19 protein-coding genes, 1 tRNA gene and 1 riboswitch are annotated in these 20,468 nt (G+C 58.9%); of the genes, 14 read left to right on the plus strand and 6 right to left on the minus strand.

The window, feature by feature from the left end; translation table 11 throughout:
* The first annotated feature begins 23 nt into the window (after nt 1-23).
* Nucleotides 24-114: riboswitch (TPP riboswitch) on the plus strand.
* The 4 genes from thiM to UM93_RS12885 all read left to right on the plus strand — a co-directional run bounded on the left by thiM (nt 109) and on the right by UM93_RS12885 (nt 3,983).
* Entirely contained in the window at nt 109-930 is an 822-nt protein-coding gene (gene thiM / locus UM93_RS12870) for a hydroxyethylthiazole kinase (RefSeq protein WP_082057285.1), read from the plus strand. Its footprint overlaps the riboswitch before it by 6 nt.
* Nucleotides 927-1,580 carry a thiamine phosphate synthase gene (gene thiE, locus UM93_RS12875; protein ID WP_045075959.1) on the plus strand — a complete coding sequence of 218 codons (654 nt, stop codon included), beginning with the start codon at nt 927-929 and terminating at the stop codon, nt 1,578-1,580. Before thiM ends, thiE begins: the two co-directional genes overlap by 4 nt.
* On the plus strand, nt 1,577-3,058 hold the full coding sequence (locus tag UM93_RS12880) for a bifunctional hydroxymethylpyrimidine kinase/phosphomethylpyrimidine kinase (protein ID WP_045075960.1): 1,482 nt from the start codon (nt 1,577-1,579) through the stop codon (nt 3,056-3,058). The genes thiE and UM93_RS12880 overlap by 4 nt, the downstream gene beginning before the upstream one ends.
* Before the next feature lie 145 nt (nt 3,059-3,203).
* The gene (locus UM93_RS12885) at nt 3,204-3,983 is read left to right on the plus strand and encodes a S1 family peptidase (protein ID WP_052663789.1); all 780 of its coding nucleotides are present in this window, start codon (nt 3,204-3,206) and stop codon (nt 3,981-3,983) included.
* Nucleotides 3,984-4,063: 80 nt separating this feature from the next.
* Here UM93_RS12885 and UM93_RS12890 read toward each other — a convergent pair whose 3' ends face one another.
* Entirely contained in the window at nt 4,064-5,380 is a 1,317-nt protein-coding gene (locus UM93_RS12890) for a chymotrypsin family serine protease (protein ID WP_045075961.1), read from the minus strand.
* A 277-nt stretch (nt 5,381-5,657) separates the two neighbouring features.
* A complete protein-coding gene (locus UM93_RS12895; protein ID WP_045077416.1) occupies nt 5,658-5,996 on the minus strand; it encodes a winged helix-turn-helix transcriptional regulator in 339 nt (112 codons plus the stop codon).
* Between the two features lie 77 nt (nt 5,997-6,073).
* Between UM93_RS12895 and UM93_RS12900 the strand changes: the two genes are divergently transcribed.
* Nucleotides 6,074-6,868: an NAD(P)H-dependent oxidoreductase gene (locus UM93_RS12900; RefSeq protein WP_199921751.1), complete on the plus strand. Its 795-nt coding sequence runs from the start codon at nt 6,074-6,076 to the stop codon at nt 6,866-6,868.
* A gap of 246 nt (nt 6,869-7,114) precedes the next feature.
* On the plus strand, nt 7,115-8,182 hold the full coding sequence (locus UM93_RS12905; protein WP_045075962.1) for a threonine aldolase family protein: 1,068 nt from the start codon (nt 7,115-7,117) through the stop codon (nt 8,180-8,182).
* A 94-nt stretch (nt 8,183-8,276) separates the two neighbouring features.
* Here UM93_RS12905 and UM93_RS12910 read toward each other — a convergent pair.
* A tRNA-Leu gene (locus UM93_RS12910) sits at nt 8,277-8,359 on the minus strand.
* 316 nt (nt 8,360-8,675) lie between these two features.
* On the opposite strand from UM93_RS12910, the gene UM93_RS12915 reads away from it, so the two are divergent.
* The 7 genes from UM93_RS12915 (at nt 8,676) to pknB (ending at nt 18,267) form a co-directional block, all read left to right on the plus strand.
* Nucleotides 8,676-9,464: an FhaA domain-containing protein gene (locus UM93_RS12915; RefSeq protein ID WP_045075963.1), complete on the plus strand. Its 789-nt coding sequence runs from the start codon at nt 8,676-8,678 to the stop codon at nt 9,462-9,464.
* Nucleotides 9,461-9,946, plus strand: a complete 486-nt coding sequence (locus UM93_RS12920; RefSeq protein ID WP_045075964.1) for an FHA domain-containing protein FhaB/FipA — start codon at nt 9,461-9,463, stop codon at nt 9,944-9,946. Before UM93_RS12915 ends, UM93_RS12920 begins: the two co-directional genes overlap by 4 nt.
* A complete protein-coding gene (locus UM93_RS12925; RefSeq protein WP_045075965.1) occupies nt 9,946-11,592 on the plus strand; it encodes a PP2C family protein-serine/threonine phosphatase in 1,647 nt (548 codons plus the stop codon). Before UM93_RS12920 ends, UM93_RS12925 begins: the two co-directional genes overlap by 1 nt.
* Nucleotides 11,592-13,019: an FtsW/RodA/SpoVE family cell cycle protein gene (locus UM93_RS12930; RefSeq protein WP_045075966.1), complete on the plus strand. Its 1,428-nt coding sequence runs from the start codon at nt 11,592-11,594 to the stop codon at nt 13,017-13,019. The genes UM93_RS12925 and UM93_RS12930 overlap by 1 nt, the downstream gene beginning before the upstream one ends.
* Nucleotides 13,016-14,536: a peptidoglycan D,D-transpeptidase FtsI family protein gene (locus UM93_RS12935; protein WP_045075967.1), complete on the plus strand. Its 1,521-nt coding sequence runs from the start codon at nt 13,016-13,018 to the stop codon at nt 14,534-14,536. The genes UM93_RS12930 and UM93_RS12935 overlap by 4 nt, the downstream gene beginning before the upstream one ends.
* Entirely contained in the window at nt 14,533-16,260 is a 1,728-nt protein-coding gene (locus UM93_RS12940; RefSeq protein ID WP_045075968.1) for a protein kinase domain-containing protein, read from the plus strand. The genes UM93_RS12935 and UM93_RS12940 overlap by 4 nt, the downstream gene beginning before the upstream one ends.
* 84 nt (nt 16,261-16,344) lie before the next feature.
* Nucleotides 16,345-18,267 carry a Stk1 family PASTA domain-containing Ser/Thr kinase gene (pknB, locus tag UM93_RS12945; RefSeq protein WP_045075969.1) on the plus strand — a complete coding sequence of 641 codons (1,923 nt, stop codon included), beginning with the start codon at nt 16,345-16,347 and terminating at the stop codon, nt 18,265-18,267.
* A 68-nt stretch (nt 18,268-18,335) separates the two neighbouring features.
* Here pknB and UM93_RS12950 read toward each other — a convergent pair whose 3' ends face one another.
* The 3 genes from UM93_RS12950 to UM93_RS12960 are packed head-to-tail and all read right to left on the minus strand — an operon-like array spanning nt 18,336 to nt 19,928.
* Nucleotides 18,336-18,974, minus strand: coding sequence for an aminodeoxychorismate/anthranilate synthase component II (locus UM93_RS12950; protein ID WP_045075970.1), 639 nt, complete (start codon nt 18,972-18,974; stop codon nt 18,336-18,338).
* Nucleotides 18,971-19,132 carry a hypothetical protein gene (locus UM93_RS17840; RefSeq protein ID WP_045075971.1) on the minus strand — a complete coding sequence of 54 codons (162 nt, stop codon included), beginning with the start codon at nt 19,130-19,132 and terminating at the stop codon, nt 18,971-18,973. Before UM93_RS17840 ends, UM93_RS12950 begins: the two co-directional genes overlap by 4 nt.
* 4 nt (nt 19,133-19,136) lie before the next feature.
* Nucleotides 19,137-19,928 (minus strand): class E sortase, encoded by a 792-nt coding sequence (locus UM93_RS12960; RefSeq protein ID WP_045077420.1) that lies wholly within the window; start codon nt 19,926-19,928, stop codon nt 19,137-19,139.
* A gap of 239 nt (nt 19,929-20,167) precedes the next feature.
* On the opposite strand from UM93_RS12960, the gene UM93_RS12965 reads away from it, so the two are divergent.
* Nucleotides 20,168-20,428: a cell division protein CrgA gene (locus tag UM93_RS12965; protein ID WP_045075972.1), complete on the plus strand. Its 261-nt coding sequence runs from the start codon at nt 20,168-20,170 to the stop codon at nt 20,426-20,428.
* The last annotated feature ends 40 nt before the right edge of the window (nt 20,429-20,468 follow it).

Consider the following 20,468-nt stretch of genomic DNA (forward strand, 5'->3'; position numbering starts at 1 on the left):
GCCGGTGCGCTATCGTGGTGTTAACACGTGACACGGGGTGCCCCGAAGGCTGAGAACACACCCGTCGAACCTGATCTAGTTCGTACTAGCGAAGGGATGTCGCGCACCATGCGCACGCCAGAACAACTCCTCAGCTTCAGCCAGTCTGCCCTGCTTGAACTGCGCGAACGCTCTCCCCTGGTGCAATGCATCACCAATACCGTAGTGACCAACTTCACCGCTAATGTGCTGTTGGCGCTGGGGGCAGCGCCCGCCATGGTTGACATTCCGAAGGAGGCTGGCTCTTTCGCGGAGCTTGCCTCCGGCCTGCTGATCAATCTCGGCACCCCGCATGCCGAACAGCGTGAGGCAATGCTTGAAGCGGTTTCGGGCGCTAACCGCGCGGACAGCCCTTGGCTGCTCGATCCGGTGGCGGTTGGCTCGTTGCCAGTCCGGACGGCACTTGCGCAACAACTCCGCGGGCTACGCCCTAGCGTGATTCGCGGCAATGCCTCCGAAATCATTGCGCTGGCCGGGAGCGGCAGGGGCGGGCGAGGCGTGGACGCTGCCGACGAGGTGGCGGCTGCACAAGAGTCAGCTATCACTCTAGCTGCTGCAGGGAGTGTAGTTGCGGTCTCCGGCCCGACAGATTTAATCCTTGACCAGCAGCAGCGGGTGCTCAGCTCCAACGGAACGCCAATACTGACCAGAATCACCGGCGGAGGATGCGCGCTAGGGGCGGTGATGGCGGCTTTCGCCGGATTGAGCAACGATCGGCTGGCCAGTACTGTCGCTGCCGTCTCGGTCTACACCGTGGCCGCCGAGATCGCTAGCAGTAACAGCCAAGGACCGGGCAGTTTCGCCCCCGCCTTCCTGGACAGCCTGGCCTCTATCGGTCCCGATGACCTGGCCGCCCGTGCCAAACTGACGGTTGTGCAGGTCGGCCAATGACCCTTGATCTTTCTATCTATCTGGTCACCGATTCGAAACAGGCTGCAGCACAGGGACGCCCACTCGCTGAGATAGTGCATCAAGCGGTGGCCGGCGGAGTAACCATTGTGCAAATCCGTGAAAAGGACGCCCCGGCGGCAGCTTTTCTCAAAACCGTGGGCGAGGTGGCAGCAGTCTTACCGAGCCACGTTCCACTGCTAATCAATGACCGAATCGACATCTTCCTGGCGGCTCGGGAATCGGGCATTAAGGTCGACGGCGTGCACCTTGGGCAGGCTGATCTGCCAGTCTCACTGGCTCGGAAGATCCTGGGCCCCGAGGCGGTCATCGGTTTGAGCGCCGGCACCGTTGAAGAACTGCGGTCGGCCGCCCAAGAACCAGGGCGCGTCGATTACATTGGCATCGGAGCCCTGCATCCAACTTCCACAAAGCTCGATGCCCCACCGGCACTGAGCCTGGCAGGCTTCAGCGCACTGTTGGAGTTCTGCACTCTCCCGGCGGTGGCCATCGGCGGCGTAAGGGTCGAAGATCTGCCCGGTCTCCGTCAGGCCGGGGCAGCCGGGGCAGCGGTGGTTTCCGCCATCTGTTCGGCGGCGGACCCCCAGCTCGCCGCCCGTCAACTCTCAATCGCCTGGCGAGGAAAAGCATGAGCAGTCAAATACTAGACACCTCAACCACCGAGATTCCCCGGGTACTCAGCATCGCCGGCACCGATCCAAGTGGTGGCGCAGGAATCCAAGCCGACCTGAAGAGCATTGCCGCGCAAGGCGGCTATGGCATGGCCGCGGTGACGGCCTTGGTAGCGCAGAACACTCAAGGGGTGCGCTCGGTACACCTTCCGCCGGTCGAATTCCTCGCCGAACAGCTCAACGCAGTCAGCGATGATGTGCAGATCGACGCGGTCAAAATCGGCATGCTGGCCAATCAACAGGTGATTGCGGTGGTCGCTAAATGGCTTGAGCAACAACGACCGCCGATTGTGGTGATCGACCCGGTGATGGTGGCCACCAGTGGTGATCGGCTGTTGGATGCCGAGGCCGAAGATGCGCTCCGGAAGTTGCTGAGGTACGCCGATCTGGTCACCCCAAATCTGCCCGAGCTTGCCATCCTCAGCGACTCGGCCCAGGCCACCGACTGGGCCGAAGCACTTGAGCAAGCAACCAAGCTATCGCTCAAGTTTCAGGTCGCCGTGTTGGCCAAAGGCGGACACCTCGATGGGGACCTTGCCCCAGACGCACTGGTTGAGGGAACCACGATCAGTCATTTCCCGGGCCGCCGGGTACAAACCAGCAATACCCACGGCACCGGCTGCTCGCTTTCCTCAGCCTTGGCGACCCGTCGCGCGGCCGGTGAGACCTGGCCGGAAGCGGTGCGGCAAGCCAAACGCTGGCTGACCGAGAGTATCCAGCACGGCGCAGACCTTCGAGTTGGCCAAGGTAGCGGTCCAGTCAGCCACTTTGCCGGACTCTGGCAGCGCGGCGGCCTGGAAACCGCACCGACCGCCGCTGAGCTAGAACAGGATTGGTGGCAGCGGATCGCCCCAGTCCGCGCCGATATTGATGCGCTTCCTTTTATCGATGGCCTTGCCAGTGGCACTCTAGAGGACTCGGCGTTCCGCTGGTACTTAGCCCAAGACGCACTTTATCTACGCGATTACTCTCGGGCTTTGGCTGAAGCGAGCCGGCTAGCCCCGACCACCCGAGAACAGGCATTCTGGGCAAATAGTGCGCACGGCGCGATTGTTACCGAACTTGAGCTCCATGAAAGTTGGATTCCGGCCGGAAACATGTTTGAACACCAGCCAAGCAAGACCACAACCGGTTACCTGAACCACCTTAACGCGGCGAGGGACAGCTACCCGATTCTGATTGCGGCATTACTGCCCTGCTTCTGGCTGTATCACGATGTGGGTACCCGGTTGCAGGTGGCCTCGCACCCCGAGCATCCCTACCGTAGCTGGCTGGAGACCTATGCTGACCAGTCCTTTGCCGAAGCCACCCGGCAGGCCATCGACTTGGTGGTGACGGCAGCGGCTCAGACTACTACCGAGATTCGTGCGCGGATGCTGCAGGCCTTCATCGTCTCCGCCGAGTACGAGCGAGACTTCTTCGCCGCCCCCTTGCGCTGAGCTCTCGGAGTGACCAGAACACCCCACTGTCAGTCAATTTGCAGCTAATTGACAGCTAGCTGGCAGGCTGCCAGCTGTGGATTCCCCTAGGGTTTTTAATAGCAATCATTTGTTGATTAGGGGACAACTACCACGAAAGGCAATAATGCGTAAAACTGTCAAAGCGACGATGCTTGGGCTGGCCGCACTTGGCCTCATCCTGACCGGAGGGGCGACCGCGAACGCAGCCGTACCTTCCCCCGAAATCGTCGGCGGGACCACCGCCAGCATTAGCGACTTTGCACCCATCGTCGCAGTCAATCAAGCCTCCAACGGAGATAACTGGTGCGGCGGCACGCTGGTCGCACCCACCAAGGTACTCACCGCTGCACACTGCGTGCTGACCAGTAGCGGCAGCAAGCGCCCAACCAGCTTCTTCAAGGTCAATGGTGGCAGTGCTAACCGGACCGGCGGACCCAACACCTCAACGGTGAGCAGTGTTTGGGCGAACCCGAACTATGCCAGCACCGGTGAGGGCGACTACGCAATTTTGACTCTCAACACCGCCTTCAGCGGACCGGTAGCCACGCTGGAAACCAACTCCTCGGTCTACGCCGCTGGCACCAACGCCACCGTGCTCGGCTGGGGCGACACCACCGGTAATGCCACCTACCAGGACAAGCTGCGCAAGGTGACCGTGCCGATCACCAGCGACTCCAGCTGCGCTTCGGCCTACGGCTCTGATTTTGATGCCGCCTCAATGGTCTGTGCCGGCCTGACCCAGGGCGGCAAGGACTCCTGCCAGGGCGACTCCGGTGGCCCGCTGGTCATCGGTGGCAAGCTGGTCGGCATTGTCTCCTGGGGCAACGGCTGCGCACTCGCTGGCTACCCGGGCGTCTACACCCGAGTAACCACCTACGCTGCCGATATCAAATCGCGTATCTGATCATCTCTGATTAGAAAGCAGGACGGCGGCTCCCACTTGGTGGGGGCCGCCGTCCTGCTTCGTGCCTATTTAGAGGAAGCCTAAGGCATCGTAGCCGTCGGGCTCCACTTCCGCACTCCGTGCAAGGAGGTCGCTACATACTGACAATTACCCAAGATTGCCGAAACGATACCGTATCCAGTCACCCCACCGCCCGGGGCGGCCGAGTAGACAGCACCACCCGAATCGCCAGGAATGAAGCCATTGCAGTCATACGCGCCGTCAAGATTCTGATCAGAGCCCATCATGAATAACTCACAATTCGGATACTGCGGCTGGCCAGCAATACCATAGGTCGCACAGAAATTCGTCTGCAAGACCTTATACCGACAAACCTGGCCGCTAGTCCGACCACTTGTGCACATACCAGCACCAATGCTGGGGAAGTTCCAGGAAGCCCCTACCACGTCGACAGAACTCTCAGAGCCAATCGGGCCGTTGTAAACCCTGGATTGATAGTTCGAGCCAGCCAGCAGCGAGAAGTCACCGTAAGTATCCTGGGTACCTACCCAGGTCGTGGTCTCGTGATGCCCAAAACTATACGCAGCACTCACTCCGCCGCCCTCAGAGTAGGCATTGAGATAATTGCTTTGAGTCCCTTGACGACAGTGCCCAGCGGTCAACCCGTAAGTAATCGTACCAATTTTAATCGGGAAGCTCAGTGAGCAGATTGCTTGAGAAATTGCTGATCCGGAGGCGTTGTACCACTGGTAGCCGGCCCCGCCATAGTGCGGTGAGGTGTCATAACGACTGGAGGCCGCCAGACCTTGGTTGGTCTGTTTACTAAACACCACCCGGTCACCAAAGCTGGCCGAAATAGTGCTAGCTGCCGGAACATCTTTGGCTGCGAAGGCCTCACTTTGCGGCACTACGCCGACCACCACGCTGTCTTGCGAGGCATCGATGCCTACCGACTTTACCGAGCTACCGGCTTTGCCGAGGTAGTCACGAACAATAGCGCTACGTGCCTCCTCAAGCTGCGTCATTGAATTTTTTGCCACCGTCAATCGGGTGAACTTCGATCGTGGATCTATTTTTGCCAGCAAGGCCTTGAGTTCCTTGACTGCGGGGTCCTCTTGAGTGGCGACACCAATATTGACCAGTCGAGAATCGGCGCTGAGATAACTACCCGAAAAAACTGCTGGGTGTTTGGCTAAGAAATCATTGATCTGATTGCATAGCGCTGATAATTCGGCGCTCGGCTCGCCAGCCATAGTCTGTTGAACCGAAAGAGGAACCGCGGCCGAGCTGTGGTTGTGATCGGTCGCAGCGGTGGCCGCAGGCGTCATTATCGCTCCGATTACGCCAAAACTAGCCAGCAGAGCCAGTGCCGATCTCTTGGAAAAAACAGCTTTCACAATATTTCTCCTCAAAAAGGTGGAGCATGAGCGAAACTTGAGTCAGCCCAGATCTCTGTCAACGACAGCCTGCAAACGCCTCGTCCGACGTCCCTGGCCGGCGCAATTGATACGTTATGAGAAAACTGCTGCTAACTCAGCTCCGCAGTTGATATCTCTTAGATTTCCATCAAATAGCGAATTTGGAACAAGAAATAATTGGAAGTTTTATTGGAAACTATTGGAAGTTTTTAAAGCAATAAGCTAAGTAGGCCATTTTTCACCCGGTCAGCCCAACTTAGTCGGCAAGGATTGATCGCTCATACTCAGCGCCCCACTGATCCATTGCCTGCACTACCCCGGCAAGGCTGAAGCCCAATTCGGTAAGCGAATACTCAACCTTGGGCGGCACCTGGGGAAAGACTTCTCGCTGCACAATGCCATCTGTTTCTAAGGCGCGCAGCTGCCTGGTCAAGGTCTTAATGCTCACCAATGGCAGCAGTCGATGTAATTCGCCAAATCTGCGAGTGCCCTGCAAAAGATGCTTCACCACGGTGAGCTTCCACGAACCGCCGGCTACCGCAATCGCCACCTCTACCGGGCAGACCTGGAGTGCTTGGCTGACACTCGCTCTCATCGGCTGCTCCTCATTCATCCATAGTGACAAAAATGACCGTACTAGACAATCTGTCTCTGTGATTCAAAGCTGGAATCATGGCGGAAAACAAAAACATCCTCTGGCTGAGCGCTCACCCTGAAGCACGTTCGCTGACTGGCAGCTTGCGCCGGGCCGGTATATCGCGACTAGCAGCTAGTGGGCATCGGGTGGTTGAATCAGATCTCTACCGAATGGGCTGGAATCCGGTGCTGCAACCGGTGCCGATGGCCGGGCAGCCAATCAGCGTGACGAGTGATACTCGTCGAGCGTTTCTGCAGCGCAGCCAACCGGAAGATGTCGCGCGTGAGCAGCAAAAAATCATCGAGGCCGACGCCCTGATCGTGCAGTTCCCGCTCTGGTGGTACGGCCTACCTGCCATTCTGAAAGGCTGGTTTGATCGGGTTTTTGTGAGCGGCTTTGCGTTCGGCAAAGACCCGGTGAATGGCCGCAGACTGAGATTTGAACAGGGGCCCTTCGTCGCCAAGCGTGCGCTGGCAATGACCACGCTGGGGGACCGGGCGGCCTCGATTGGCCCTCGTGGTAAGAGCGGAGAACTCAACGAGTTACTCTTCGGACTGCTCCATGGCACCTTCGCTTACACCGGAATGAAGGTGCTACAACCCTGGGCATTGCCGAGCGCCGATCAGCTGACCGAACAGCACTACGCCGAGGTCGAACGACGATTCCTTCGGCGTCTTGACTGCTTATTCAGCGATCCGGTACTGCCGTATCGGCCGCTCTACAGCGGGCAGTACACCCCCGATTGGGAGCTCAAGACGGAACTCAAACCCGCTGAAACCGGTCTCTCCGTGCACCTTGAGGGGCACCCCGAAGCGCCCGATTTCAGCTGAACTCCGGGCGGTGTGGTATTAAATTACAAGGTGGCATAATTTGGTGCAATTACACTGAAAACGAGCTTGACGCTGAGCACGCTATGCCGAGCACCGGAGTCTGAGTGCTGATCAATACTCCTACGACATGGTGTACCTGCATGTCTGCGGCAAATCGGTAGCATCAGCCGCGCTCAACACCACAGTTAGTGACTGCTGAATCAGTCACCGCTCGCTCAAGAATCAGTACTGAAAGGCAAGAACGACGTGTTTGAAGACATCGAGACGGCGAAAACCCATAGTTTTGCGTCGGACAATTACTCCGGAGCCCATCCGGAGGTTCTAGAAGCACTAGTCGCCGCCAATGTTCGGCAGCAGATTGCCTACGGTGAAGATGCTTACACCACGCGTCTCCAGGAGCGGCTCTCAGCAGAATTCGGGGTAGCCGCCGAGGTCTACCCCGTTTTCAACGGAACCGGGGCGAATGTGGTCGGACTGCAAACCCTAGTGCCGCGTTGGGGCTCGGTGATCTGCGCACAAACCGCCCATGTGAATGTGGATGAAGGAGGCGCGCCAGAAAAAATGGCAGGCCTCAAGTTGCTCGCCATCCCCACCGAAGACGGCAAACTCACCCCCGAACTGATTGACACCGAAGCCTACGGTTGGGGCGACGAGCACCGTGCCCAGCCCTCAGCGGTCACTATTACCCAGTCCAGCGAGGTCGGCACTCTTTACACCGCAGCCGAGGTTCGAGCCATCGCCGAGCACGTGCACTCCCTCGGTATGTCACTACATATGGACGGCTCTCGAGTGGCCAACGCGGCCGCGGCACTGAACGTTCCGTTGCGTGAATTCACCTCGGACGCCGGCGTTGACGTGCTCAGTTTCGGCGGCACCAAGAATGGCCTGGTGCTCGGTGAGGCCGTGGTGGTGCTGAATCCCGAAGCCTCCAAGGGTTCAAAGTTCATCCGGAAGACCAGCATGCAGCTCGCCTCGAAGATGCGTTTCGTCTCCGCCCAGTTCCTGGCGTTGCTGGAAGACGAGCTCTGGTTGCGCTCCGCGGCGCACGCAAATGCAATGGCCAGCCGGATGCGCACCGCCCTCGACGCGGCAATCGCCAATGGGCAAGCAGAAGGCCTGCGGTTCATGCACCCCACTCAGGTGAATTCGCTCTTCGCCCAGCTACCCAAAGCGGTGACCGAGCAGCTACGCACCAAACACCGCTTCTACGACTGGGATGAGGCCGCCGGGGTGGTTCGCTGGGTGTGTTCCTTCGATACCCAGGAATCCGATGTCGACCTCTTCGTTGAAGACCTGATCGCGGCGTTCAAATAGCGCCTCGGCCAGGCCTCGGCCAGCCTGCAAAGGCCACGGCGCTCAACAGACTTAAAGAAAAGACCCCGGTTCGAATTCGAACCGGGGTCTGCCGTGCGCGAGGGGGGATTTGAACCCCCACACCCTTTCGGATACTGGCACCTGAAGCCAGCGCGTCTGCCGTTCCGCCACTCGCGCGAAGTGTCAATTCCGCTTCAAGCACATTGCTCAATGGGAATCGCAGCGAAAATAAGCATAGCGGAAAGATGCGTGATCCGCCTAAACAGACCCCCGAAACCGCGTCATTTGGCGGTTCTTGAGAGCGTACAACGAGCTCTGCATTGCCGCTGCGAAGAACTTTCAAGCCGTGTCAGACGTTGACCCTTAGGCCACGCTTTAAGGTCTTTAACAGCTCCACCAAGTAGTATCTAGGCGATAAGTAATTCAGCGGGCGGTAACTGCTACCCGCTTTTCTGACTGTGTCTTAGACACCGCGAGTGGAAAGGAGGTGCCGATGGGAATACTCGATAACGTGGAGCGTGGCTTAGAAAAAGCCGTCCGCGGCGCCTTTGCCCGCGGTTCTAAATCCCAGGTACAACCGGTAGAAATTGCCAGCGCCTTGCGTCGCGAAATGGATGATAAGGCAATGACCTTGGCCGCGGGTCGCACCCTGGCACCTAATGTCTTCGACACTCGGTTGAGCGAAGCAGATTTCGAGCGAGCCCGCTCTTGGGGAGTGGCGCTCGCCGAAGAACTCTGCGACGTCGCCATTCGGCACGCCCGCTCGCAGGGCTACACCTTACAAGGGCCGGTTCGGGTCTCCTTCACACAAGAGCCGGAGCTCAAGGCTGGCCACTTCAAGATCATCTCCAGCACCGAGAAAACCGGCGGCAAGCCGCAACAGCAAGCTCAGCAGCTGCCACCCAGTTATCCCGGCGCGCAGCCGAGTCATACTCCGCGAAGGCCAGCCCCACCCGCGCCGCAGGCACCGGCCGCTGAAAACCTGCAAGCGGTACTGGATATCGATGGGCAACGTTACTCTTTGAATGCCTCCTCAATCGTGTTGGGGCGCTCTTCCGAGGCTGACATTCTGGTCGACGATACCGGGGTCTCCCGCCAACACCTGGAGATTCGTACCGCTCCGGGCCGGGCCACCGCGGTCGATCTGGGTTCTACTAACGGCAGTTTTGTGAATGGTTCCCGAGTGAACGGCAGCACAGAGCTGAACGATGGTTCGGTGATTTCTATCGGTAGAACCAAGATGATCTTCCGTTGGCTCCCCAGCAGGGCAGGTCGCGGATGATTGAAACCAGCACCCTGACCCTCACCGTCCTGCGCTTTGGTTTTCTGCTGCTGCTCTGGATCTTGATTTTCAGTATTGTGGCCGCCATGCGTCGCGATCTCGCGATTGGCCGCAAGGCGCGTACTGGTGCCCCAACGGCTCGACAAGTACGTAAACATCCAGAGCTTGTTGAGGAACCGCCAGCGCGCCAGCAGGCGCACCGCTTGGTGGTCATCGAAGGCCCACTGAGCGGCCAGGTGATCGATCTGGGCAACAGCCCGATTTTATTGGGCCGGGCTCAAGAGTCCACCTTGGTCCTGGAGGACGATTATGCCTCCGGTCGGCATGCCAGGCTATTTCCGCAAGGCAGCCGCTGGTTTATCGAAGACCTCGGTTCGACCAACGGTACCTATCTGGCTGATCAGCAGCTCACGCGTTCACTTCCGGTGGAAATCGGCGTCCCCGTTCGGATCGGTAAGACGGTCATCGAATTGAGGCCATAATGGCCGCTCCGCTACTACTTCGCTACGCCGCGCGCTCCGACGTCGGCAAGATCCGCGCAAAAAACGACGATTCTGCCTACGCCGGGCAGTTTCTCGCCGTGGTCGCCGATGGTATGGGTGGCCATGCCGGTGGTGATGTGGCAAGCGCCTCAACGGTGCTGGATCTCATCCATCTAGACCAGGACGGCTACCAAGGCAACGCTGGCACCATGCTTGCCGATGAGATTCAAACCGCCAATTCGCTATTGTCGGAAATGGTGCACGTCAATCCTAAATTGACCGGGATGGGCACTACCGTCACCGCGCTGCTGCTCTCCGAGGGACGACTCGAATTCGCCCATATTGGTGACTCCCGCGCCTATCGACTTAAGGACGGCGTTTTCGAGCAGATCAGTACCGATCACACCTTTGTGCAGCGATTGATCGACGAGGGCAGACTCAGCCCCGAAGAGGCCGAAACCCACCCGCATAAAAACGTTTTGATGCGAGTGCTGGGAGACGTCGACGCCTCCCCCGAACTCGATTTGACGAGTTTTGAAGCCTCGGTGGGTGAACGCTGGCTGCTCTGCTCCGATGGCCTGAACTTTGTCGAAACCGACGTAGTGGAACAAGTTTTCCGGCAGACCGCATCGTTGAGTGAGTGCGCCGAAAAACTCATTGAACTCACCTTGGCCGCAGGCTCGCCGGATAACGTCACCGTGGTGGTGCTTGAGGTAGCGGAAAGTACCAGCGACGACCTGCGTACCGATCAACTCGAGGTAGTGCCTCTGGCAGCTGAGACCCCGAGCGTGGTTCCGGCGGCCGCGCTGTCGGTGGATGAAGATCCAGATCTTGTGGCACGGCAAAGCGACCAGGAGTCACCGGGCGAAAACTCAGCTGGCGAAGAGTCAGCTGGTGATCAGCCGAGTGCTGTCGAATCCAGGCAGCAAGACTCGCTTGGCGCGCATATCGTTGCTGATGTGATCCGCGAGGATCTAGCACATCGACCACACGAGTTGGTTGGTGCTGCGGTAACCGCCGCCGCCGAAGGCAAGATTCCGCTGATCAGCGGCCGCTCCGCGTCGCGACGCGCGGCTGCAGTGCTCACCCACAAGCCAGAACAATACGAGGAAGACCGGGGGCCGGGCGAGCCACCCCGACGACGACGTTGGTTCGGATTAATAGCGAGCGCGCTTGCGGTACTGATCATTATTGGCGGTGCCTGGTTCGGCTATGCCTGGACCCAGACTCGCTATTATGTCGGCGAGTACAACGGGAAAGTCGCAATTTTCAATGGAATCTCTCAGTCACTAGGGCCAATCCAGCTCTCGCACGTCTACACCGAGACGGCCGTCACGGTAGATTCCCTGCCCGAATTCTCCAGGCAACGACTGCAACAGACACTTTCGGCCGCCACCCTGACGGATGCTAAGCAGATTGTTTCTGATCTACAGCTCGGCATTGTCAGTCCACCGGGTACCGGGGATAACCCGCAGCCAAGCAAAAGCCCGAGCAACTCCGCTAGTCCGGGTACGAGTCCGGCGAAGTCGCCACCGGCGACCGGGAATTCGGCTAAGTCAACCGACTGTCCGACAGCCACTGGTGGCTCAACGCCAGCTAAGCCAGTTAAGACTGCCGGACCCACACCTTGCCAGGGAGGTCGCTGATGAGTCAGGTCATCACCGTGCCCAAACCACGCCGGAATACCGAACTGGTGCTGTTGATCTTTGCTTTGATCATCGCCATCGGCGGCTATGCCTTGGTGGATATCAACCTGAACGTTCCGTTGGACTCAGATTTCTACCTGCAGGCCGCCATTCTCACGGTCCTTGGCTTGGCCATGCACATTGTGCTGCGAATCAGAGCTAAATATGCCGATCCAGTCATCCTTCCAATCGTGATTGCGCTCAATGGCATGGGACTGGCGATGATCCATCGACTGGACGTCGCAACGGGGGATAGTGCGGGAGCTCGGCAATGGTTGTGGACGTCGGTGGCGGCAATTGCCGCGATAGTGGTGATCTGGCTGCTGCGCGATCATAAGATCCTGCGCAGATTCACCTATATCTCGCTTGCGGTCAGTGTTCTGCTATTGCTGCTGCCGCTCATTCCCGGTATTACCGCAGGGGATGTGAATGGCGCCCGGGTCTGGATTAAGCTCGGTCCAGCCACTTTCCAACCCGGTGAGATCGCCAAAATCACGCTGGCCATCTTCTTCGCTGGTTATCTTTCCTCCAACCGGGATCTCATCCTCTTGGCGGGTAAGAAGATCGGCCGACTGCAATTGCCTCGCGCCCGCGACCTCGGACCAATGATTGTAGCCTGGCTGGCCAGCGTAGGGGTTTTGGTCTTCCAGCGCGATATCGGTTCATCAATCCTGTTCTTCGGCCTTTTCATCACCATGATCTATGTCGCCACCAGCAGGATCAGCTGGGTGATTATCGGCGCCCTGCTGGTCGCCGTCGGCGGCTTCCTGGCGGTCAAGATTTTCGACCACGTGGCGCTGCGGATCGATTCCTGGATCAATGCCTTCGACCCGGACGTTTACAACCGAACCCCCGGTGGCAGTGCGCAAATAGTCAACGGTCTCTTCGGCATGGCCAGCGGCGGGCTATTCGGTACCGGCTTGGGCCAGGGTGTGCCCCAAACCGTGCCATTCGCTAACTCCGACATGATCATTGCCTCCTTCGGCGAAGAACTCGGCATGATCGGCCTGCTCGCCATCATTATGCTCTACACCCTGTTGGTCACCCGGGGCTTCCGGGCCGCGCTGGGCACCCGCGACGCTTTCGGAAAGCTGCTGGCTTGCGGACTTTCCTTCGCCATTGGCCTGCAATGTTTCGTGGTCATCGGCGGTGTCACCCGGCTTATCCCACTGACCGGACTGACCACTCCGTTCTTGGCGGCTGGCGGCTCCTCTTTGCTGGCAAACTGGATCATTGTGGCGCTATTGCTGCTGATCTCCGACGCGGCGCGGCGGCCAATCTCAACCACTCCGCTGGCTGACGATCCGCAACCAGCGGCCGATGGCAACAGTAAAAACCCCACCATCAGTATTACTAAGGACTCGGCAGAGGCGGTGAGTACATCATGAATCAGGCTATTCGTTCTTCTTGGGTAGTCGCCATCGCACTGTTCGCGCTGATTCTCGGCTCGGTGACCTATGTGCAATTCTTTGCCGTGGACTCCTTGCGTACCAATGACTGGAACACTCGCAGCCTGGAGCAGACCTACTGCAATGAGCGTGGCGCGATTGTGGTCGGCGGCCAAGCCATTGCGCAATCGGTGCCCTCACCGGCAGATGATTCCTGCAAATTCATCAGGAAATACACTGATCCAGAGGTTTATGCCGGGCTGACCGGCTACTACTCAAAGGACTTCGGCTCGACCGCGCTAGAAGCCAGCCTCGATGAGCCACTAACTGGCCAGGCCCCTGAGTTGTTCTACGACCAGATCTCACAGATCCTCACCGGATCGCAACCCAAGGGGTCATCGGTGGAGCTCACCATCGATCCCAAAATCCAAAAGCTCGCCTACAGCATGATTCCCCAGGGCGTCACCGGATCAATTGTGGTGATGAACCCCAAAACAGGGGCAATTATCGCAATGGTCTCCACGCCGAGCTACGATACCAACCTGATGGCCGGCCACAACCGCAGTCAGGTGGCCAAGAACTTCAATCAGTTGACCAATTCGCCGCAGTACGCCAATTTCCAGCAGAATGGCAATATGTACGGCAGCGCAGCCTACAAACGCACCTATTCCCCAGGATCTGTCTTCAAATTGGTGGACACCGCGGCCGCACTGGCTTCGGGTAAGTACAACAAAGACTCGGTACTGCCCAACCCGGCGACGCTGAATATTCCGGGCGATCCGGTCGGTCTGCCCAACTACGTCAGCGGTGGTTGTGCGGCTCGTAGCCAGGCCAGCTTCGCCTTTGCCCTTGAGCAGTCCTGCAATACCCCTTTCGCCGGCATAGCGCTCGACCTTGGTCAGCAAGCCATTACCGATCAGGCAACTAAGTTCGGTTTCAATGACCCGAATCTCAATATCGCCAATAATTCGAACGTCAACACCAAGGCACCGGCGAGTAAATTCCCGGGCGGTAGTGGCGGCAACCTAGGACCGGCCGAACTGGCTCGGAGTGCCATCGGTCAGCAAGACGTCCAGGCCACACCACTGCAGGTCGCCATGATGACGGCAGCCATTGCCAATGGTGGCGTACAGATGAAGCCGAAGATCGTACAAGGCGTGCGCACCCCTGACCTGAAGCCGGTGGCCAGCTACGATTTCAAACCAGAAGTGCTGCGCCAATCCACCAGCCCGGAAATCGCCAAGCAACTCACCGAATGGATGACCAGCGTAGTGGACAACGGCATTGCCAGTGGAGCCCAAGTTCCGGGAATTAAGGTGGCGGGAAAGACCGGCACCGCGGAGACCGTGACTGATATCCCAGACTCGTCGAAGAATTCCTGGTTCACCGGGTTCGCGCCAGCCAATGACCCTCAAGTGGTGGTGTCCATCATGGTGCAGGGCCAGGACATTCTGACCAGTAATACTTTGACCAGTCCGAACGCAGCAAAACTCATCAAGGCGGTGTTGAACAAGTGAGACCTACATCAGGCATCACCTTAGGCGGCAGATTCCAGCTCACTTCGCGGATTGCCATCGGTGGGATGGGCGAGGTGTGGCGCGCTCAGGATCAACTGCTCGGGCGAACCGTGGCGATTAAGATCCTCAAAGAGGAGTACACCGGGGACCCCGGCTTCCTTGAGCGCTTTCGCGCCGAGGCTCGGCACACCGCTCTGCTGAACCACCCCGGTATTGCCAATGTCTTCGACTACGGCGAAGAGGGCGGTTCCGCCTATTTAGTGATGGAACTGGTGCCGGGCGAGCCACTGTCCACCATCATTGAACATGAACACGTGCTTTCCCCCGATCGCACGCTGAGCATCATCGCGCAGACCGCTCAAGCTCTGGCCGCAGCACACGCCCAGGGTCTAGTGCATCGCGATATCAAACCGGGAAACTTGCTAATAACCCCGGAAAACAAAGTCAAAATCACTGATTTCGGCATTGCCCGACTGGCCGATCAAGTGCCGTTGACCCAGACCGGCCAGGTAATGGGCACCGCCCAGTACCTGGCTCCCGAACAAGCCACCGGTCAATCCGCCACCGGCTCGAGCGATATCTACTCGCTCGGCATCATCGGCTATGAATGCCTGACCGGACATCGTCCGTTTTCCGGCGAATCGCAGATCGCGATTGCCCTAGCTCAGGTGAACGACGCACCACCGCCACTGCCGGATAGCTTGCCGCGCCCGGTTCGGGCCCTCTTGATGTCGATGCTCGCCAAGGACCCGGCGAATCGACCTGCCAATGCCACCAAACTTGCCGAAGCCGCAGAAGCGATCCGCAATGGCGATATTCAGGCGGCGCACGCTGCGGTTCCCGGCATGCTGCTCTTCGAGTCCAGCACCGGGCCGATCACCGCGCCGGTGGATTACGCCGGTACCGCGCCGACCTCAGTGGTCGGCGCCCCGGTGGCAAGCACCGCCCCAGCCACCTCCGCGCTACCTGCGGTCAGCCGTGCTGAAGCCTTAGCGGCCGAACGGCAGTGGCAACCGGAGGAAGAAGAGCCGGTTGAGGAGGCACCGGTGCAGCGTAAGCGGAGCCCCTGGACGCTGCCCCTAGTGGCTTTGATCCTGATTGTTTTGGTCGGCATTGGTGCCCTGATTGCAAATCAGGCTGGCCTGTTCGGCGGTTCAAAGCAAAGCACTAGCCCTTCGGTCAGTTCTTCGAACCCAACTAGTAGCTCGGCCTCGCCCACCACTTCAAGCACCGCGCCCACCACGCAAAGCACTCCGCCCAGCACTCCGACCCCGGACACCGTGACGATCCTGCCGGATCAGTATTTAGGTAAGCAGTTCAGCGATGTGCAGAATCAACTGATCGCGCTGGGTATGCAGGTCGACCCCGAAGAGATTTTTGACGACAGCCCGGCCGGTACGGTGCTGAAGATCTCCCCCACCGGAGCGGTGAAGAAGGGTGACGCGATTAAAGTTACCTATTCCAAGGGCACTGAGAAAGTCTCAGTACCCAGCTTCTCGGGGAAAAACGCCCAGCAGTACAATAACGAGCTGACCGCCGCTGGCCTGGTGCCGGCGATGACCAGTCAGCCCTCGGCTAGTGTGCCGGCTGGACAGGTGATCTCCGCCAGCCCGGCGCCTAATACCCAGGTGGAGAAGGGCTCAACCGTCAACTACATCGTCTCCACCGGGCAACCCACTCCGTCTAATCAACCCAGCACCAATGCGCCGACCACTGGCTCTTAAAGCAGCGGGCAGGGAATCGGTCGGCAGTGTTGTTTCAACTCATCCAGATAGCTCGTTCATCACGATCAGAGAGGAGTTCGCGTCTTGACTGAACCACGTGTGCTCAATGGTCGTTATGAATTGGACAAACTACTCGGCCGTGGCGGAATGGCGGATGTTTACCTCGGTAAGGATATTCGGCTGGGCCGCACCATCGCGGTCAAGTTATTGCGAGCCGATTTGGCGCGCGATCCGCAATTCCAGGCTAGGTTCCGACGCGAAGCTCAGGCAGTAGCGGGGCTTAACCATCCTTCCATCGTCGCCGTTTATGATACCGGGGACGCCTCCACCGACCTCACCGGCCATCAGAGTGAGCAGACCAGGGTGCCCTATATCGTGATGGAGTACGTCGAAGGACGCACGCTACGCGAGCTGATCCGGCAGGGCGATCTCAGCATTGATCACGCCATCGACTATGCCTTAGGTGTGCTCTCCGCCCTGGAGTACAGTCATCGAGCGGGCATCGTCCATCGAGATATCAAACCCGCCAATGTGATGGTCACTCAGGATGGCTCGGCCGTTAAGGTGATGGACTTCGGCATCGCCCGGGCTATCGCCGATTCCTCTGCCACTATGACGCAGACCCAGGCGGTGATTGGCACTGCGCAATACCTCTCCCCAGAGCAAGCACGCGGCGAAACGGTCGATGCACGCAGTGACCTGTATTCCGCAGCTTGTCTTTTCTATGAAATGCTCACCGGACGACCCCCCTTTATTGGTGACAGTCCGGTCTCAGTGGCGTACCAGCACGTTCGAGAGACCGCTGAAGCGCCGAGTCATTTTAATTCCGAGGTCTCAGCCGCGCTAGACAGCGTATTGGCGCGTGCCTTGCAGAAAGACCGACAGGATCGTTTTCAGGACGCTGCATCATTCCGGCGGGCGCTGCGTGCGGCCAAGGCCGGGGTAGAACTCAGCCCGGTTAAACCGCTAATTACCGATCAGCTGGCCGCTGAGGTGCCGACCAAACTGCCAGCTAGCCCGCCGCCGGTGGTATCGACTCCGATTAGCGAGGAAGGACCTGCCACCCGGGCGATGGCGAAAGTTCTCAGCGGTGGCTCACTCACCACCGAGAGCACCGAGGAGGAGCCCGAACAGCTCCCGCTGTCCCTGCTGGAATCCAAGGAAATCGACAAAGCCACTAAACGGCGTCGTCGGGCCTGGATCGTCACACTGTTCGTGGTGCTCGCCCTGGTCCTCGGTGGCGGTGGTTTCTATCTTTTCAACCAGATGACCGCGAAGCCTGCCGCCGAGCCCACCGTGCCGGTCCCTACGGTGGCCGGCAAGCTAGAGACCGACGCGGTGATCACGCTGAGCAATGTTCCACTGCGACCCCGGGTTATCCAGGTCAATAGCGACACAGTGGAAAGCGGAAAAGCGATCAGCACCGACCCTGCCGAGGGAACCGAGGTGCCACCAAATTCCGAGGTCACGGTGAAGATCTCCAAGGGTCCGGCTAATATCGTGATCCCCACTTCGCTGGCTAAGACCACTGAGAGCGCTGCACGCGATCAATTGAGGCAGATCGGACTCACCCCGGGCACCACTACGGTGGTCAATGACCCCAGCATTCCGCAGGGCCAATTGGTTTCCACTTCGCCCGCGTTAGGCAAAATGGTCGAGGCGGGCGCGATCGTGAACCTGAATATCTCGAGCGGCAAAGTGACGATGCCTTCGGTGATCGGCAAAACGAAGGATGAGGCCGCCAAAGCCCTCAAGGAAGCTTCGCCGACTCTGGTGGTGAGTTTTGTCGAGGAGGAGAATTCTCAGGTCAAAGCTGGGAAAGTCACCGGTCAGGACCCGGCAGCCAATAAGGACGTCGATCAAGGCAGCCCGGTGACCATCACCCTGGCCAAGGAACCGGAGAAGCCAAGCCCCACCCCGACGTCGAGCTCAAGCTGCACAGCAAGCCCCGGGGCGAGCAGTCCGCCGACTGACTGTAGTACCGACAGCCCCAGTCAGAAGCCTTAGCTGGTGCTCCTTGGACCGCTATTGCTGAGGCCCAAGGAGCCACAAGTTAGCGACGACTCGAAGCCGCGCTACTGATGGATCAGCGGGCTAAGTTTTGCGGAGGCTTCCGCCGCTCCGACCTTACCGAGTGACTCCAGCCAATTGCCAAGCATCCGGTAGCCACCTTCGGTCAACACCGATTCGGGGTGGAATTGCACTCCGAGCAATGGCGCGCTGCGGTGCGCCAGGCCCATAATCACGCCGCTAGCGGTCTGAGCGGTAATCTCCAGCTCGGCCGGGATGGTTTCACGAAGCGCAGCCAGGGAATGGTACCGGGTCGCGGTGAACGGGGATGGCAATCCTTCAAAAGGTGCCCCTCCCTGATGCTCCACCAGGGAGGTCTTGCCATGCATCAGTTCCGGAGCATGCGTCACGGTGCCACCATAAGCCTCCGCTAAAGCCTGATGGCCCAAGCAGACCCCGAACATTGGCTTCTGTTGCTCGCCGCACCAACGGATCAGCTCGATGCAGACGCCCGCTTCAGCGGGGTTGCCGGGGCCCGGCGAAAGCAGTACACCATCGCGAGCAGCGGCCAGCTCAATTGCCTCGTCAAGCGTCACGGCGTCATTTCGCACTACCGTGGTTTCGGCACCGAGTTGCTGCAGATAACCGACCAGGGTGTAGACAAAGCTGTCGTAATTATCAATGACCAGAATGCGAGTAGTCACGGTGAGCCAATCGTCGAGTCGGTGAAGGGGTTATAGAGCGACAGCCAGGGGAAAACCCAGATCACCAGCACGGCCAGCACCGCGGCGATCAGCATCACCGCGAAAATGATCCGCAGCCAGAGCGGCCCGGGCAAGGCTCGAAAAATCCATCCGTACACGGTGCTAACCCTTCTCTGCGATCTTCTTGACTTGAGCGGCGATGGCGGCTGGCGGTCCGGCGCTCAGCGGCTGCCACGATTCCATCACCGAATAAGCGATGATTCGTTCCTGAGCGCCAAAGCGTGGATTACAACTCGTCATGGTCATAATTCGTTCCTTGGCCTCGGCGCCCTTCACTGTCGGTACCGGCAGCAGCACACTGGTCTGAGTGGGCAGCACGATTTCGGTATTGCGGAACACATAGGTGTAATAACCGTCTTTGGTTTGCACGTAGATCTTGTCCCCGGGAACCAGGGTGTGAATGTTATCCAGCACCGCCCCATGGGTCTGCCGGTGACCCGCCACCGCAAAGTTACCGACCGCCCCGGGCATCGCACTACTTTGATAGTGACCGAGGCCAAGGGTGTCCAGCTCCTGCTGATCGGTTCCCTGCACAATCGGTCGCGGCTCATAGTTCGGTCCGAACCGCGGAATGAAGACTACCCCGAAGGTTTGCATATCATCCGGATGATCTTTCGAGACCACCGGGTCGCCGTAGTCCTTGGGTGCGCTCGGCGGCGTCACCGGGGCGTTGAGATCCTTGGCGAACTGCTGCACCGCTTGCTGCTGTGTCTGGTCAGCAGCCAGGTTGGTCCACCACAGTTCCCAGCCGACGAAGAGCATCAGAATCACCCCGAGGGTGATCAGTAACTCACCAAAAACTTGCACAATGGTGCGGAAAACGCCTTTGCGCTGCACCGGCTTGGCTCTGGCCGCGCGGCGTCCGCGGTCACGACGATCGGCTGAGTCGACCAGCTCATCGAACCCCACGTTCTCTGAGTTTCCCCCGGGTGATCTCTCCACTGCAGCTCCTGAATATTTCCGGTTCCGGTGCTACTGAGACCCGGCTCACGAATTTGACGCTAGAATTGCTGCGAGAAACCAAGTGGATCAACAGCAATCGTGCTGTTAGCAGGATACCAACTGCACTAGCCAGCCCGCATTTGCTGGTTCTGTGATTGTTTGCTTTGCTGCCCGCCCGTCAAGGAGAACCTGTGCCCGAGTCGAAGTCCCGTCGTCGCCCCGCCCGCCCCACTACGCCAGAGGGCAGCAAGGCGGTCAAGCCGAATGCCGTTTGGTACAAGCCGGTGATGTTCGGCTTGATGATTATCGGCCTGCTCTGGATCATTACCTTCTACATCACCTCCAATACGCCAACCCAGTTGCCAATCCCCGGCATTGGCGCCTGGAACATTGTGATCGGCTTCGGCATCGCCATCGTCGGTTTCTTGATGACCACTCGCTGGCGCAGCTAAACCAGCTCGCTGTCTTAGCCATCTCAAGCCGTCTTAGCTG

The organism is Psychromicrobium lacuslunae (genome assembly GCF_000950575.1).
GTDB lineage: Bacteria > Actinomycetota > Actinomycetes > Actinomycetales > Micrococcaceae > Renibacterium > Renibacterium lacuslunae.